10 protein-coding genes and 1 pseudogene are annotated in these 15,988 nt (G+C 70.0%); 5 read left to right on the top strand and 6 right to left on the bottom strand.

Going from position 1 to position 15,988, the window contains the following annotated elements; genetic code table 11:
• Window positions 1-101 precede the first annotated feature (101 nt).
• Window positions 102-3,734, bottom strand: a complete 3,633-nt coding sequence (cobN, locus tag NS3_RS08665; protein WP_067856435.1) for a cobaltochelatase subunit CobN — start codon at window positions 3,732-3,734, stop codon at window positions 102-104.
• Between the two features lie 323 nt (window positions 3,735-4,057).
• Between cobN and cobG the strand changes: the two genes are divergently transcribed.
• The gene (gene cobG / locus NS3_RS08655) at window positions 4,058-5,245 is read left to right on the top strand and encodes a precorrin-3B synthase (RefSeq protein ID WP_067856430.1); all 1,188 of its coding nucleotides are present in this window, start codon (window positions 4,058-4,060) and stop codon (window positions 5,243-5,245) included.
• Between the two features lie 11 nt (window positions 5,246-5,256).
• Here the strand turns inward: cobG and NS3_RS08650 are convergent, their stop codons facing one another.
• The 3 genes from NS3_RS08650 to NS3_RS08640 form a co-directional block, all read right to left on the bottom strand.
• Window positions 5,257-6,897, bottom strand: coding sequence for an AMP-binding protein (locus NS3_RS08650; RefSeq protein WP_281205180.1), 1,641 nt, complete (start codon window positions 6,895-6,897; stop codon window positions 5,257-5,259).
• 76 nt (window positions 6,898-6,973) lie between these two features.
• A complete protein-coding gene (locus tag NS3_RS08645; protein WP_067856427.1) occupies window positions 6,974-8,482 on the bottom strand; it encodes an aldehyde dehydrogenase family protein in 1,509 nt (502 codons plus the stop codon).
• A gap of 15 nt (window positions 8,483-8,497) precedes the next feature.
• Complete coding sequence (locus tag NS3_RS08640; protein ID WP_067856424.1) at window positions 8,498-9,613, bottom strand: NDMA-dependent alcohol dehydrogenase; 1,116 nt, start codon at window positions 9,611-9,613, stop codon at window positions 8,498-8,500.
• Window positions 9,614-9,765: 152 nt separating this feature from the next.
• On the opposite strand from NS3_RS08640, the gene NS3_RS08635 reads away from it, so the two are divergent.
• Window positions 9,766-11,388, top strand: a complete 1,623-nt coding sequence (locus tag NS3_RS08635; protein ID WP_245649523.1) for a sigma-54-dependent Fis family transcriptional regulator — start codon at window positions 9,766-9,768, stop codon at window positions 11,386-11,388.
• Between the two features lie 164 nt (window positions 11,389-11,552).
• Here the strand turns inward: NS3_RS08635 and NS3_RS08630 are convergent, their stop codons facing one another.
• Window positions 11,553-12,302 (bottom strand): SDR family oxidoreductase, encoded by a 750-nt coding sequence (locus tag NS3_RS08630; protein WP_067856420.1) that lies wholly within the window; start codon window positions 12,300-12,302, stop codon window positions 11,553-11,555.
• A 20-nt stretch (window positions 12,303-12,322) separates the two neighbouring features.
• Between NS3_RS08630 and NS3_RS29480 the strand changes: the two are divergent.
• Window positions 12,323-12,520 (top strand): annotated as a pseudogene (locus NS3_RS29480) (MmyB family transcriptional regulator); the annotation flags it as partial.
• Here the strand turns inward: NS3_RS29480 and NS3_RS08625 are convergent.
• Window positions 12,501-13,391 (bottom strand): alpha/beta fold hydrolase, encoded by an 891-nt coding sequence (locus NS3_RS08625; RefSeq protein WP_067856417.1) that lies wholly within the window; start codon window positions 13,389-13,391, stop codon window positions 12,501-12,503. The pseudogene NS3_RS29480 and the gene NS3_RS08625 overlap by 20 nt on opposite strands.
• 335 nt (window positions 13,392-13,726) lie before the next feature.
• Between NS3_RS08625 and NS3_RS08620 the strand changes: the two genes are divergently transcribed.
• Together NS3_RS08620 and NS3_RS08615 are read left to right on the top strand one after the other, a co-directional pair.
• Window positions 13,727-14,362, top strand: a complete 636-nt coding sequence (locus tag NS3_RS08620; protein ID WP_067856866.1) for a precorrin-8X methylmutase — start codon at window positions 13,727-13,729, stop codon at window positions 14,360-14,362.
• Window positions 14,359-15,984, top strand: a complete 1,626-nt coding sequence (locus NS3_RS08615) for a precorrin-2 C(20)-methyltransferase (protein ID WP_067856415.1) — start codon at window positions 14,359-14,361, stop codon at window positions 15,982-15,984. Before NS3_RS08620 ends, NS3_RS08615 begins: the two co-directional genes overlap by 4 nt.
• Window positions 15,985-15,988: the final 4 nt, after the last annotated feature.

Here is a 15,988-nt window from a genome sequence, read left to right as displayed (position 1 = left end):
CTAGATACCAGCCACCGGCTACCGGCCACTAGATACCAGCCACCGGGGTCGAATGTCCGACCGGGCAACCTCGCGCAGGCACCGGGCCGACGCGGACGGGCCTACTCCAGCTCGCCCTCGGTCTCCAGGTACACCTGCCGCAACCGCTCCAGCGTCTCCTGCTCCGGCGCCGACCACATGCCGCGCTCGGCCGCCTCGAGCAGTCGTTCGGCGATCCCGTGCAGTGCCCACGGATTCGACTGCTCCATGAACTTGCGGTTGGTCTCGTCGAAGACGTAGCTCTCGCTGAGCTTCTCGTACATCCAGTCGGCGACCACATCGGTGGTGGCGTCGTAACCGAACAGGTAGTCGACGGTGGCGGCCATCTCGAAGGCGCCCTTGTAGCCGTGGCGGCGCATGGCCTCCAGCCAGCGCGGGTTGACCACACGGGCGCGGAAGACGCGGGTGGTCTCCTCCGAGAGGGTGCGGGTGCGCACGGCGTCGGGGCGGGTGCTGTCGCCGATGTAGGCCTCCGGGTTCTTGCCGGTCAGCGCGCGGACGGTCGCGACCATGCCGCCGTGGTACTGGAAGTAGTCGTCGGAGTCGGCGATGTCGTGTTCGCGGGTGTCGGTGTTCTTGGCCGCCACCGCGATCCGGCGGTAGGCGGTGCGCATGTCGTCGGCGGCGGGCGCGCCGTCGAGGTCACGGCCGTAGGCGTAACCGCCCCAGGCCGTGTAGACCTGCGCGAGGTCCTCGTCGCCGCGCCAGCTCTTGGAGTCGATGAGCTGGAGCAGGCCCGCGCCGTAGGTGCCCGGCTTGGAGCCGAAGATGCGGGTGGTGGCGCGGCGTTCGTCGCCGTGCTCGGACAGGTCCGAGAGGGTGTGCGCGCGCACGTAGTTCGATTCGGCGGGCTCGTCGAGACCGGCGACGAGGCGGACCGCGTCGTCGAGCAGGGCGAGCACGTGGGGGAACGCGTCGCGGAAGAAGCCGCTGATACGCACGGTGACGTCGATGCGCGGGCGGCCCAGTTCCTCGAGCGAGATCACCTCGAGGGTGGTCACGCGACGGCTCGCCTCGTCCCACACCGGCCGCACGCCCAGCAGCGCGAGCACTTCGGCGATGTCGTCGCCGGAGGTCCGCATGGCCGAGGTGCCCCACACCGACAGTCCCACCGAGCGCGGGTATTCGCCCTGGTCGTCGAGGTAGCGGCGCAGCAGCGAATCGGCCATCGCCTGACCGGTCTCCCAGGCCAGCCGCGACGGCACGGCCTTCGGATCGACGGAGTAGAAGTTGCGTCCGGTGGGCAGCACATTGATCAGGCCGCGCAGCGGGGAGCCGCTGGGACCGGCGGGGATGAAGCCGCCGTTCAGCGCGTGCAGCACCCGCTCGATCTCGATGCTGGTGCCGCGCAGGCGGGGCACCACCTCGGTGGCGGCGAAACGCAGGACGGCGCCCACGGATGCACGGTCACCGCCCTGGTCGCCGAACAACTGACCGGCGAAGCGTTCGACCAAGCCGTCGACCGCGTCGGGCGACCAGTCCGCCGCCTGCAGGGCGATCAGCAGTTCCCGCGCACGCGCCTCCACGGCATCGACCCGCTCGCGCGACTCCGATCCGGATTCGTTCAGCCCCAGCGCTTCCCGCAGACCCGGGACCGACTGCTCGCCGCCCCAGAGCTGACGTGCGCGCAGCATCGCCAGCACCAGGTCGACTTCCGACTCACCGACCGGCGCCTGGCCGAGCACGTGCAGGCCGTCGCGGATCTGCACGTCCTTGATCTCGCACAGCCAGCCGTCGACGTGCAGCAGCATGTCGTCGAAGGTGTCCTCGTCGGGACGTTCCGCGAGGCCGAGGTCGTGGTCCATCTCGGCCGCGCGCATCAGCGTCCAGATCTGCTGGCGGATGGCGGGCAGCTTGGCCGGGTCCAGAGCGGAGATATTGGCGTGCTCGTCGAGCAACTGCTCGAGGCGGGAGATGTCGCCGTAGCTCTCGGCGCGCGCCATCGGCGGAATGAGGTGGTCGACCAGGGTGGCGTGCGCGCGGCGCTTGGCCTGGGTGCCCTCGCCGGGGTCGTTGACCAGGAACGGGTAGATCAGCGGCAGATCGCCGAGGGCGGCGTCGGTGCCGCAGGCCGCGGACATGCCGAGGGTCTTGCCGGGCAGCCATTCCAGATTGCCGTGCTTGCCGATGTGCACCATCGCGTCGGCGCCGAATCCGCCCTGCTCGGCGGGGACGGCCAGCCAACGGTAGGCGGCCAGGTAGTGGTGGCTCGGCGGCAGGTCGGGGTCGTGGTAGATGGCGACCGGGTTCTCGCCGAAGCCCCGGGGCGGCTGGACCATCAGCACCACATTGCCGAAACGCAGTGCGGCGATGACGATCTCGCCGTTCGGATCGGCCGAGCGGTCCACATAGAGCTCGCCGGGCGGCGGGCCCCACGCCTCGATCACGGCTTCGCGCAGCTCGGCGGGCAGGGTGTCGAACCACGCGGTGTAGGTCTGCGCGCCGATGCGGATGGGGTTGCCCTCGAGTTGTTCGGCGGTCAGCCAGTCGGGGTCCTGGCCGCCCGCGGCGATGAGGGCGTGCATGAGCGCGTCGCCGTCGTGTTCCTCGAGGCCGGGCACGTCGCCCGCTTCGCCGAGGTCGTACCCGGCGCGGCGCAGTTCGTGCAGCAGGGCGATGGTGCTGGCGGGGGTGTCCAGGCCGACGGCGTTGCCGATGCGGGCGTGCTTGGTGGGGTAGGCCGAGAGCATGAGCGCCAGGCGCTTGCCGGCGGCGGGGATGTGGCGCAGGCGCGCGTGGCGCACGGCGATACCGGCGACGCGGGCGGCGCGCTCGGGATCGGGCACGTAGGTCGACAGACCGTCGTCGTCGAATTCCTTGAACGAGAACGGCACCGTGATGATGCGGCCGTCGAACTCGGGCACCGCGACCTGAGTGGCCACGTCGAGCGGGGACAGGCCGTCGTCGTTGTCGTCCCACTGGGCACGGGAGCCGGTGAGGCACAGGCCCTGCAGGATCGGCACGTCCAGCGCGGCGAGCGCGGCCACGTCCCAGACTTCGTCGTCGCCGCCCGCCGAGGCGGTGGCGGGCTTGGTACCACCCGCGGCGAGCACGGTCACGACCAATGCGTCGGCCTGGCCGAGCGTGGCGAGCAGTTCCGGTTCGGCGGTGCGCAGCGAGGCGCAGTACAGCGGCACGGGGCGCGCGCCCGCGTCCTCGACGGCCCGGCAGAGGGCATCGATGTAGCCGGTGTTGCCGGCGAGGTGCTGGGCGCGGTAATAGACGACGCCGACCGTCGGTACGCCCTCGACCGGCTCCGGGTAGCGGGCCTCGCGCGCGAGTTCACCCCAGCTGGGCAGTTGCACCGGCGGCGCGAAGCCGTGGCCGGTGAGCAGCACGGTGTCGGACAGGAAGTGGTGCAGCTCGCGCAGATTGTCCGCGCCGCCCGCGGCGAGGTAGTTGTGCGCGTCGGCCGCGACGCCGCCGGGCACGGTCGAGCACTCCATCAGTTCGGCATCGGGGGCGATCTCACCGCCCAGCGCCACCATCGGCACACCGCTGTCGCGCAGCGCGTCGAGCCCGTCCTCCCAGGCGCGCTTGCCGCCGAGAATGCGCACGATCACCAGATCCGCGCCGTCGAGCAGGCCGGGCAGGTCCTCCACCAGCAGCCTGGCCGGGTTGCCGAGGCGGTAGCCCGCGCCGCTGGCGCGTGCGCTGAGCAGATCGGTGTCGGACGTGGACAGCAGCAGAATCACGAATGACCTTCCTCGGGTGGCGCGCCCATCGGGGTGTGGTGCTCGCCGGAGAGGGTCTGGCTGTTCACAGTGGCGCGACCGCACCGGAATTCCACCGGTTTCCTCGACGCCCGCCGAGCACCGGGGATGCTACCCGGCAGGGCTCACCACCCGGCGTGCGGCTCCGGCTCCGCCGATACGACCGCCGCGCACACCGTGTGCCGCCTCCCTGCTCGGCCGATACGGGAGGTCGTCGCGTTGCCCCACCTCGGGGATGTCGCTGCCTGCTCGGCGGAGGTCACTGTCTCCTTCGCGGACGTCACTGCCCGTACCCTGGGCATGTCATGACGCGAACAACTCCCGATTCCTGCCCCGGCGTGCTGCGCCTGCATCAGGCCGCCGACGGTCCGCTGGCGCGCGTACGGGTGCCCGGCGGCGTCCTGTCCCCGGATCAGCTGCGCGCGCTGGCCGAGGCCGCGACCGACCTGGGCGACGGCGCGATCGAACTGACCTCCCGCGGCAACGCGCAACTGCGCCGGGTGCGGGACGCGGGCGAACTGACCGCACGCCTCGAGGCCGTGGGACTGCTGCCCAGCCGCACCCACGAGCGGGTCCGCAACATCCTCGCCTCGCCGCTGTCGGGCCGGGTCGGCGGCCTGGCCGACGTGCGTCCGCTCGCCCCCGCCCTCGACGCCCGGATCCAGGCCGATCCCCGGCTCGCGGACCTGCCCGGCCGGGTGCTGTTCACCGCCGACGACGGGCGCGGCGATGTCAGCGGGCTCGGTCCCGACATCGGCGTGCAGGCGACCGGCGAAGAATTCGCCCTGTTGCTCGCCGGCGCCGACACCGGCATCCGGCTCGCCCCCGCCGACACGGTCGAGGTCATGCTCGCCGCCGCCCACGGCTTCCTCGAGCTGAGCTCCGGTCAGTGGCGGCTGCACGAAATCCCCGACGGCACACCACGACTGATCGACCTGCTCGGCCTGTCCCCCACCGCCGACCCGCTCGCCACCGGCGCCGCCCCGGAGTCCCCGATCGGCTGGCTGCCCCAGGACGACGGAGCCGTGGCGCTGGGCGCGGGCGTCCCGCTCGGCTCGATGCCCGCACGGACCGCCGAATTCCTGGCCGCGGTGGAACGCCCCGTCATCCTCACCCCGTGGCGCGGCGTCGTACTCGCCGATCTCGACGAATGGACCGCCGAGCAGGTCGTGCGCGTCCTCGCCCCGATGGGCCTGGTCTTCGACGCCGAATCCCCGTGGCTGCTGGTCAGCGCGTGCGCGGGCCGCCCCGGCTGCGCGAAGTCCCATACCGATGTGCGGGCCGATGTCGCCGCCGCGATCGATGCGGGCCGGGTCCTGCCCGGCGGCGCGGGCACGACCACCCCGGGTTTCTCGCTGTCCGCCCGGGAGCTGACGGTCGTGGGCCGCCAGCACTGGTCCGGATGCGATCGGCACTGTGGTCGCCCCCGAGGGCCGGTCGTCGAGGTGACGGCGAGCCCCGGCGGATACCGCGTCGACGAGCCGCCGGCCTGACCAGGGCCTGATCAGCCGAGGCCGAGTCTGCGGATGGATTCCTCTCGCATCTGGACTTTGCGTATCTTGCCCGTCACCGTCATCGGGAATTCGTCGACGATCAGGACGTACCGCGGCACCTTGTAGTGGGCCAGCTTGCCTGCCGAGAACTCGCGCAGAGCGTCCGCGTCGAGGCCGCCCGCGTCGGGGCGCAACCGGATCCACGCGCACAGTTCCTCGCCGTACCTGCGGTCGGGCACCCCGACGACCTGGACATCGTCGATGTCGGGGTGGGTGTAGAGGAACTCCTCGATCTCGCGGGGATAGATGTTCTCGCCACCGCGGATCACCATGTCTTTGATCCGGCCGACGATCACGCAGTACCCGTCCTCGCGCATCACCGCGAGATCGCCGGTGTGCATCCACCCGTCGGCGTCGATGGCCTCGGCCGTCTTGGCGGGGTCGTTCCAGTATCCGAGCATCACCGAATAGCCACGGGTGCAGAACTCGCCCGGGACACCGCGCTCGACGGTGGCGCCCGAGTCCGGGTCGATGATCTTGATCTCGACATGGGGGTGCACGGTGCCGATCGTGGCGGTGCGCCGGTCGAGGTCGTCATCGATGTGGGTCTGGGTGGAGACCGGGCTGGTCTCGGTCATGCCGTAGCAGATCGAGATCTCGGTCAGGTTCATGTCGTCGACACAGCGCTTCATGACCTCGACCGGGCAGGGCGAGCCGGCCATGATGCCGGTGCGCAGCGAGGACAGGTCGTAGGTGTCGAAGTCGGCGACGCCCAGCATGGCGATGAACATGGTGGGCACGCCGTAGACCGCGGTGCACCGTTCGTCCTGGACCGCGCGAAGGGTGAGCTCCGGGTCGAATCCGGGTGCCGGGATCACCATCGTCGTGCCGTGGGTGACGCAGCCGAGGTTGCCCATGACCATGCCGAAGCAGTGGTAGAACGGCACCGGGATGCACACGCGATCCTCACACGTGAAGGCGAGGGTCTCGCCGGTGAAGTAGCCGTTGTTGAGGATGTTGCGGTGGCTGAGCGTGGCGCCTTTCGGGAAACCGGTGGTGCCCGAGGTGTATTGGATGTTGATCGGGTCGTCCGGCGTGAGGATCGCGGCGTGTTCGGCGAGGGTCCGTGGCGTGATGGCGGCGCCGGCGGCGACGAGATCGTCCCAGTCGCCGGTGTCGATGAAGACCACATGCTCGAGCATCGGTGTCCGGGGCCGGGACTGTTCGATCATCGCGCGGTAGTCGCTGCCTTTGAAGCTGGTCGTGGCGAGCAGCAGACGGAGTCCGGACTGTTCGGCGGCATAGACGTATTCGTGGGTTCGGTAGGCGGGATTGATATTGACCAGGACAGCACCGATCTCGGCGGTGGCGAACTGGATGATCGTCCATTCGGCGCAGTTGGGCGCCCAGATGCCGACTCGGTCGCCTCGGGTGATGCCGACGGCCAGTAGCCCGCGGGCCACGAGGTCGACCGCCTCGTCGAGCTGGTTCCACGTCCAGCGCCGGCCGGTCGCGACCTCGACGAGCGCTTCCCGGTCGCCGTAGGTGGCGACGGTGCGTTCGAAGCAGGTCCCGATGGTCTCTTCGAGCAGGGGGATGGTCGTGTCACCCCGGGCGTAGGAGGCCTGGGCGGAAGGGGTCATCGTGGTCATGGCGTTCTCCGAGACGAAGCGAGTCGGGTGGGGCGGCTCCGGCACCGACACTACGGGTCGGCGCCGGAGCCCGGGATCAGGCGAGGAAGGTGTTGATCGACTTCTGCTCGGTGTAGGCATCGATCGCCGCGGCGCCCAGCTCGCGGCCCCAGCCGGACTGCTTGTAACCGCCGAAGGGCAGAGCGGCGTCGAAGGCGTTGTGCGCGTTGATCCACACCGTGCCCGCCTTGATCTGGCGTGCGGTGCGATGAGCCTTCGACACATCGCTGGTCCACACCGAGGCCGCCAGCCCGTAGGGGGTGTCGTTGGCGGCCGCGGCGACGCCTTGTTCGGCGTTGAACGGGGTCGCCACCACCACCGGGCCGAAGATCTCCTCGCGGTACACGCTGAACGAGGTCTCGACGTCGACGAACACCGTCGGTTCGACGAAGTAGCCGCTGTCGCCGTGGCGGCGGCCGCCGGTCAGCGCCCGCGCGCCTGAGCGCAACCCGGCGTCGACATAACCCATGACCCGGTCGAGCTGGGTCTGCGACACCAGCGGGCCGATGTCGGTGGCCGGGTCCAGACCCGAGCCGATCCTGCTGGCCGCGGCGACCTCGGCGACGCCCTGGGTGAACTCCTCGAAGATCTTGTCCTCCACCAGCAGCCGGGTGCCGCTGGTACAGGCCTGGCCGTGGTTGAACAGGAACCCCGAGGCCGTGCCGGGGATCGCGAGATCCAGGTCGGCGTCGGCGAAGACGATCTGCGGGCTCTTGCCGCCGAGCTCGAGGCTGACCTTCTTCAGGTTGCCCTTGGCGGCGTCGACGATGAGCTTGCCCACCTCGGTGGAGCCGGTGAAGGCGATCTTGTCGACATCGTCGTGGGCGGCCAGCGCGGCACCGGCGTCGCCGTAGCCGGTGACGACGTTGAACACGCCGTCGGGCAGGCCGACCTCGGCCAGGATCTCGGCCAGGCGCAGCGCGGTGAGCGGGGTGTCCTCGGCGGGTTTGAGCACGACGGTGTTGCCGGTCGCCAGGGCCACCGGAACCTTGAACGCGGCCATCAACAGCGGGAAGTTCCACGGGATGATCGCCCCGCACACGCCGACCGGCTCACGCAGGGTGTAGGCGTGCCACTGGGTGCCCGGAGCCCACGGCACCGACACCGGGATGGTGCGGCCCTCGATCTTGGTGGCCCATCCGGCGTAGTACTCGAACAGCTCGGCGACCCAGGTCATGTCGACCGCCTGGGCGACAGCGGCGGACTTGCCGTTGTCGAGCGATTCCAGCTGTGCCAGTTCCTCGGCATGGGCGTAGATCGCCTCGCCCGCGCGGAACAGCAGACGCTGGCGCTGCGCCGGTGTCCACAGCGCCCACTCACCCTCGAACGCCGTCCGTGCCGCGCGCACGGCGCGGTCGACATCGACGGCTTCGGCGTGGGCGACCTCGGTCAGCACCTGCCCGGTGGCGGGATCGCGGGTCTGGAACGTGCGGCCGGAGGCCGCTTCGACCCAGCGGCCGCCGATGAACAGCTTCTTCGGGGTCGACAGCCAGTCACGGACCTGCGGCAGCACCGGGGTCGTGGTGGGCTCGAGTACTTCGGTCATCGTGTTTCCTCCGTATCAGGAGTGGTCGTGCACGAGCACGCCACGGATGTTCTGGCCGTTGAGCAGGTCGTCGTAGCCCTGATTGACCTGTTCGAGGCTGTAGGTGCGGGTGATGAGTTCGTCGAGCTTCAGATCACCGCTCTGATAGAGACCGAGGATTCTGGGGATGTCCACGGTCGGGTTGCAGTCGCCGAAGAGGCTGCCGCGCAGCTCTTTCCGGAACAGCGTCATGATCGATCCCGGCAGCTGGATGTTGATCTCGTCGAGCTTGTTGAGCCCGGTCAGCACGACCTTGCCGCCCTTGCCGACAGCATCGAAACCGGCGCGCACGATCTCGGCTGTCACCAGGTCCGGGATCAGGATGGCCGCGTCCGCGCCCTGTCCGCGGGTCAGGTCGTTGATCGCGACCAGTGCCGCACCGGCGTCGGCGAAGGCGTGCGTGGCGCCGAGTTCGAGGGCTCGCTCGCGTTTGTTGTGCAGCGGGTCGACCGCGACGACATACCGCGCGCCGGCGAAACGCGCGCCTTGCACCGCGTTGATGCCGAGCCCGCCGATACCGAACACGACCACGACGTCACCGGGCTTGACCTCGGCGGTGTTGACCGCCGATCCCCAACCGCTGGGCACACCGCAGCCCACCAGCACCGCCTTGTCCAGCGGCAGATCATCGTCGACCTTCACACAGGAGTTCTGGTGGATCACCCCGTACTGGCTGAACGTGCCCAGCATGCACATCGCCCCGTACTCACCGGCCGGTCCCCGCAGCGGGAAGCGGCCACCGGGCAGATAGCCCTCGAGGATGGTGGCGCCCATATCGCAGATCGACTGCTGGCCGTTGGAGCAATAGCGACAGGTGCCGCAGTTCGGAATGAACGAGCACACCACGTGGTCACCGGGCGCCACCCGGGTCACGCCGGGCCCGACCTCTTCGATGATGCCCGCGCCCTCGTGCCCGAGCACCATCGGCAGCCGCGCTTCGAGGTCACCGTGGGCGATATGGACATCGGAGTGGCACAGCCCGCCGTAGAGGTACCTGATCAGCACCTCTCCTTCGCGAGGCTTGTCGAGTTCGAGCTCTTCGATCTCGATCGGTTTGCCGGGCTGATAGACGACCGCAGCCTTGGTCTTCATGGCGGGTTCTCCTGATCCTCGTCGATGCGCCGCGTCTGGCGTGACGGGAACCACAGTCGCAAGGCCGGGCTCTTTCCACTGTTCAGAAGTTGAACAATCGTGACCCCGGTCACGGTTGCTACGGTTGACCCGGGCAAGTCGATGGAAACGGAGTGAGCGCGGTGGTGAATCCGGTCAGGAGTGAGGCCAGACGAGAACCGATCGCCGCGTCCTGGCACCGGGCGACGATGGCCGGTCTCGAACCCGGCTCCGCGCTGGACACCATCACCTACACCGATATCGACGACGCCAGCCCGCTCATGGCCGCGGCCGCGGTGGTGCTCGACGACCTCAACCAGCGACTCGAGGGCACCGACTTCACCACCCTGGTCGTCGACCGGGAAGGCCGCGTCGCGCACCGATGGTGCGGTAACCGCGGTGCCCGCGAGGCGTTCGACAACCTCGGCGTCGATGTCGGCGCTTCCCTGCTCGAAGAGGTGGTCGGCACCACCGCGCCGGGCGTGGTCCTGGAGACCCGCACCAGCATCGCCGTCAACGGCGACGAGCACTTCGCCGTTCCGCTGCGGCGCCTGAGCTGCTACGGCCACCCGATCTTCCACCCCACGACCCGCCGGATCGAGGGCGTGCTGGACCTGTCGGCAGTGGTCCAGGAGGCCAGCCCCCTGCTGCCGCCACTGGTCGCCCGCGCGGTCGCCGACATCGAGCAGCGTCTGCTCGACGGTTCCCGCACTTCGGACAAGGAACTGCTCGCCGCGTTCCAAGCCGCGGGCACCCGCCGCCGCGCGGTGCTGGCCATCGGCCGTGACCTGCTCATGTCCAACCAAGCCGCGGCCGATCTGCTCGGCGCCACCGACTTCGCGTTGCTGCGCATGATGGCGGCGGATGTGCGCCGTAGCTCGGTCATCGACCTGACGCTGGAATCCGGGCTGGCCGTGCGCGTCGAAGCCACACGCGTCGGCGGCCCGGCCGGGGGCACCCTGCTCAACGTCGAACCGAAGGAACAGGCGAGCATCGTCTACTCCCGCGCGGCGCTCGAGCCCGGCGATCCGCTGCTGGTGGCAGGCCCACCGGGATCAGGGCGTTCGCACACCGCGCGAGAACACGCCACCGAGCAACCGGTCACCGTCCTGACCGCCGCCAGCGCCTTGCTCGACGGCAGCGACGCGTGGGCCCGCGACTTCGCCGCCCTGGTACGCGCCCGGCAGGGCACGGTCTGCATCGACGGACTGGACCTGTTGTCGGACAACCTGATCGATCTCGTCGCCACCCACGTCGCCGACCGGCAGATGCCGCGGGTCGTGCTGGTCACCGGCGCCGTGGAAACCCTCACCGGCCGCGCCGCCGCGCTGGCCGCGGAATGCACCGACCGGATCGAACTCGCGCCGCTGAGCAACCGCCGGGGCGAGATCCCGGCCCTGGTCGCCGCCATGCTGCGCGACGCGGGCGCCGACAGCTCGCTGCACTTCACTCCCGGCGCCCTGACGGCACTGTCGGCCCACAACTGGCCCGGTAACCTCCGCGAACTACGCGCGGTCATCACCGAGGTCATCCGGCACCGGCGCACCGGCGCCGTCGTGCTCAACGACCTACCCGAGGCCTACCGCACGCAGCAGCCGATCCGGAAACTGGCGCCCATCGACCGCGCGGAACGTGACGTCATCGTCGAGGCCCTGCGCACATTCGAGGGCAACAAGGTCAAGACCGCCCAGGCCCTCGGCATTTCGCGAACCACGCTCTACGCGAAGATGCGCGCGTTGCGCATCACCGTCTACTGACCGTGCTCACCGGTGAGACCCACGGGTGAGCGATGCGACGGGCGCCCGGCTCGCTCTCGCGCCAGATCGACGGCGCGCGGAATACGGCCCCCGGCAGAGCCGGTCGAGTGCGCCCGCCTGCCGGTCCCACGCGCACCGGCCGATCCGGTGCGCGCAGGCGCGCCTCAGCCCTGCGGTGTCGGAACGACGATCAGCTCGGCGACATTCACCCGGCCCGGCACGCCGACCGCGTAGGCGATGGCGTCGGCGATGTCGTCGGCGACAAGTGGTTCCAGCCCCGCCCGCATCTCGGCGAGCCCGGCCAACTGCTCGGCGTCGCTCATGCCGTCGCCGAGTTCGGTAGTGACGAAGCCGGGTTCGACGTTCTTCACCCGCACACCGCGCGGCCCGAATTCGGACCGCAGGTTCCGGGTCAGGTGGGCGACCGCGGCTTTGGTCGCGGTATAGACGCTGTAGTTGGGGAACACTCCGTGTCCGGCGATCGAGCCGACCAGCACCAGGTCGGCCGGCGCGCGATCATTCGCCGTCGCGAGCAGATCGTCGATGAAGGCCCTTGCGGTGTAGAGCAATCCGGTGACATTGGTGGCCACCATCTGATCCCACTCGTCGGTATGGGCGAGTTCGAAGGGCGCGCCGAGCATGACACCCGCGTTCGCGACGACGAGGTCGATCTGACCGAACGCGGCGCGCACCGTCGTCGCCGCGTCGGTCACCGACCGCTGGTCGGTGACGTCGGCGACCACGGCCAGCGTGTCGCCCCCGATGCTCTCGGCCAAGAGCTCGAGCCGATCCTTGCGCCGACCGAGCAACGCCACCTTCGCGCCGTCGACGGCCAGTCTGCGCGCTGTCGCCGCGCCGATTCCACTGGATGCTCCGGTGACCACGGCCACCCTGCCTGCGATGTTGTTCGTCATGACGGCAAACGAACCCGCTCGTCGGCGAACTCACCCTCGCCTACGAGACCTTTGCCGTGAACGGCGCACCCGGCCAGACGCTGGTCGTCCACCACGCCGAGCCGGGCTCGGACACCGCGCAGGCGCTGAGTCTGCTCGGCAGCATGGCAGCGGAGTCCCGCACGCCGAACGAACAGGTGAATTCACGCACCGACGGGTTCACTCCGGCGACGACATGAGCCGGTCGTGGCGCTGGACGAACTCCAGCACCCGACGCGTCACCTGCTCGGGGATCTGGTTCAGAATGCCGTGTCCCACTTCGGGATAGATCTCGGTCTCGGCTTCCGGGAAGTGTTCGGCCAGCCGGCGCACTGCGGCCTCGGGATCGGCCACGATCGTCTCGGCTCCGAAGATCACCAACGTCGCGACGGTGATCGACCGGATCTCCTCGTCGGTCAGCAGCCGCGCCCAGCCGATCTTCATGCGATAGCTCAACGCCTCTTTGGCATAGGCCGTTTCGAGATCGTCGAGCCTCACCCCGGGCGTCAGCCACTCCGCGATCCGGCGCATGTTCTCGTCGGACTTGCCCCGCATCCCGAAGGACAGCATCTTCACCAGCACCCGCCACGACGGTTTAACGAACACCCCACCGGGTTCGATCAACGTGACACTGTCCAGCCTGCTCGCATCGTGCAGCGCGACCGCGCCGGCATGCCAGGCGCCGTGCGAATAGCCGACCACATGGGCACGCTCGACGCCGAGCCCGTCGAGCACCTCGTCGAGCCAGACCGCGAAATCCGCCTCCCGCCGCAACGGTGCGGTCTGCACGCTGCGTCCGGCGGTCCCGATGGTGTCCGGGGCGTAGACAACCCGGTCGCTCCCGAACTGCGCGGCGACATCGCGCCAGTACAGACCGCTGCCGCCGATCGGATGCAGCAGCACGATCGGCGTCCGCGAACCGCTCCCCCACCGGTGCACATGCGTCGGCCCGAACGAGGTCGGCACGTCGACCGTCTGCGTCGGCACCGACCACGACGCCGCCAATGCCTCGTAGGCGCGCATGTACCGCTCCAGCGCCGCGTCGTTCCTGAACCGTCCGATACCGGCCATGTGGCGGCCTCCCCTCGACTTGTTGATACCAACGTACCATCCAATTGGTAAGCCCGTACCAACAACGATGACGCTCGCCGAGGGCCCGGGAACTCGCGGCTGTTCACCGCCGCCGCCACGGCGGGCCGACGAATCTCGTTTCGACCGTGCTATTTCCGAGCCGACATGGGCGTGGTCGACCGGCCGTGGGAGATCGGACCCCGCGCACGGCGGATACCGGCCACCGGCCTGGACGGAACCGCCCACAACTGGCGCTGCCCGCCGATTGCCGCTGCGGCGCCCGCACACTCGAGCCGTGCCCGGACCGGCCGAGGGCGCCCGTTAGGGTGGAACGCATGTCCGACCTGCGTGCCAGCTACCTCACCGACGGGGCCGAGATCTATCGGCGCTCGTTCGCGACCATCCGCGCCGAGGCCGATCTGAGCGGTTTCCCGGCGGATGTCGCGCAGGTGGTGGTGCGGATGATCCACGGCTGTGGGCAGGTCGACCTGGCCGGCGACATCGCCTTCTCCCCTGGCGTGATCGCGGCCGCGCGAGCGGCATTGCGCGACGGCGCGCCGATTCTGTGCGACGCGAACATGGTTGCCTCCGGCGTCACCCGCAAGCGTCTGCCCGCCGACAACGAGGTCGTCTGCCTGCTGCGCGACCCGCGCGTGCCGGAACTGGCCGCCTCGATCGGCAACACCCGTTCGGCGGCGGCGCTGGAGCTGTGGCGCGACCGGCTCGACGGCGCGGTCGTCGCCATCGGCAACGCCCCGACCGCGCTGTTCCACCTGCTCGACATGCTCGACGCGGGCGCACCCCGCCCGGCGGCGGTGCTGGGCATCCCGGTCGGATTCGTGGGGGCGGCGGAGTCCAAGCAGGCGCTCATCGAATACGGCGGCGTCGAATATCTGACCGTACGCGGCAGGCGCGGCGGCAGCGCCATCACCGCCTCGGCACTGAATGCGATTGCGAGCGAACAAGAATGAGCAGCGAAGTGGTTGCCGCGGGCAAGTTGTGGGGCGTCGGGCTCGGTCCGGGCGATCCCGAACTGGTGACGGTCAAGGCAGCACGGATCATCACCGAGGCCGATGTCATCGCCTTCCACAGCGCACGGCACGGGCGCAGCATCTCGCGCGGGATCGCCGCGCCGTACATGCGTCCGGGACAGCTCGAGGAACACCTGGTCTACCCGGTGACCACCGAGACCACCGACCACCCCGGCGGCTACCAGGGCGCGATCGACGAGTTCTACGCCGAGGCCGCCGAACGCCTCGCCGCCCACCTGAGCGCGGGCCGCTCGGTCGCCCTGCTGGCCGCGGGCGACCCGCTGTTCTACAGCTCCTACATGCACATGCACCGCCGCCTCGCCGACCGGTTCGACGCCGAGATCATCCCCGGCATCACCTCGGTCAGCGCGGCCTCCGCGGCGCTGGGCACCCCGCTGGTCGAAGGTGAACAGGTCCTCACCGTGCTGCCCGGCACGATGCCCACCGAGGAACTTACCCGCCGTCTGCGCGATACCGACGCCGCGGCCATCATGAAACTCGGCCGTACCTACCCCGGCGTGCGCCAGGCCCTCGCCGACGCAGGCCGGCTCGACGATGCCTACTACATCGAGCGCGCCAGCAGCACCCGCGAGCGCGTGCTCACCGCGGCCGAAGTCGACGACGCCGACGTGCCCTACTTCTCCATCACCCTGGTCCCCGGACCCCGCCCGACCACCCCGCTGCCCCGGGTCCGATCCGTTCGCGCGGAGCAACCCGGCCCGGCCGCAGCAGGTGCTCGAACCGAGGGCGCGCAGTCCACGGCTGCGCAGGCGGAGCCGCAAACGACGACGGCGACCGGCGAAGTGGTCGTGGTCGGCCTGGGCCCCGGCAGCCGGGACTGGACAACACCCGAGGTGCGCGAAGCTCTTGCCGAGGCAACAGATCTCGTCGGCTACACGACCTACATCGATCGGGTGCCGGTGCGGCCCGGCCAGCGCAGGCACGCCAGCGACAATCGGGTCGAATCCGAGCGCGCGGCGATGGCGCTGGACCTCGCGCTGCGCGGGGCGAAGGTCGCGGTGGTGTCCTCCGGCGATCCGGGCGTCTTCGCGATGGCCGCGGCGGTGCTGGAAGAATCGGCGGACCCGCGGTGGCGGGCGGTGCCGGTGCGGGTGCTGCCCGGCCTGACCGCCGCGAACGCGGTGGCCAGCCGGGTCGGCGCGCCGCTCGGCCACGACTACGCGATGATCTCGCTGTCGGATCGGCTCAAGCCCTGGGAGGTCGTGGCGCGCAGGCTCGCCGCGGTCGCGGCGGCCGACATGGCGATCGCGATCTACAACCCGGCCTCCTCGCAGCGCACCTGGCAGGTCGGCGCCATGCGGGATCTGCTGCTCGAGCATCGCGCACCGGACACCCCGGTGGTGCTCGGCCGCGATGTCGGCGGACCGACCGAGAGCGTTCGGGTGGTGCGGCTGGCCGAACTGGACCCGGCCGAGGTCGACATGCGCACGCTGCTGATCATCGGCGCGACGACCACGGCGGTGGTGGAAACCGATCACGGCACCCGCGTCTACACCTCGCGCCGCTACAGCTCCGCCGAGGCCCCTTCCCCGATCCGGTAATATT

The sequence above is a fragment of the Nocardia shimofusensis NBRC 100134 genome (genome assembly GCF_001613125.1).
In the GTDB taxonomy this organism is placed as follows: domain Bacteria; phylum Actinomycetota; class Actinomycetes; order Mycobacteriales; family Mycobacteriaceae; genus Nocardia; species Nocardia shimofusensis.
The sequence above is the reverse complement of the archived record's forward strand: the minus strand, read 5'-3'. Positions and strand labels throughout refer to the sequence as shown.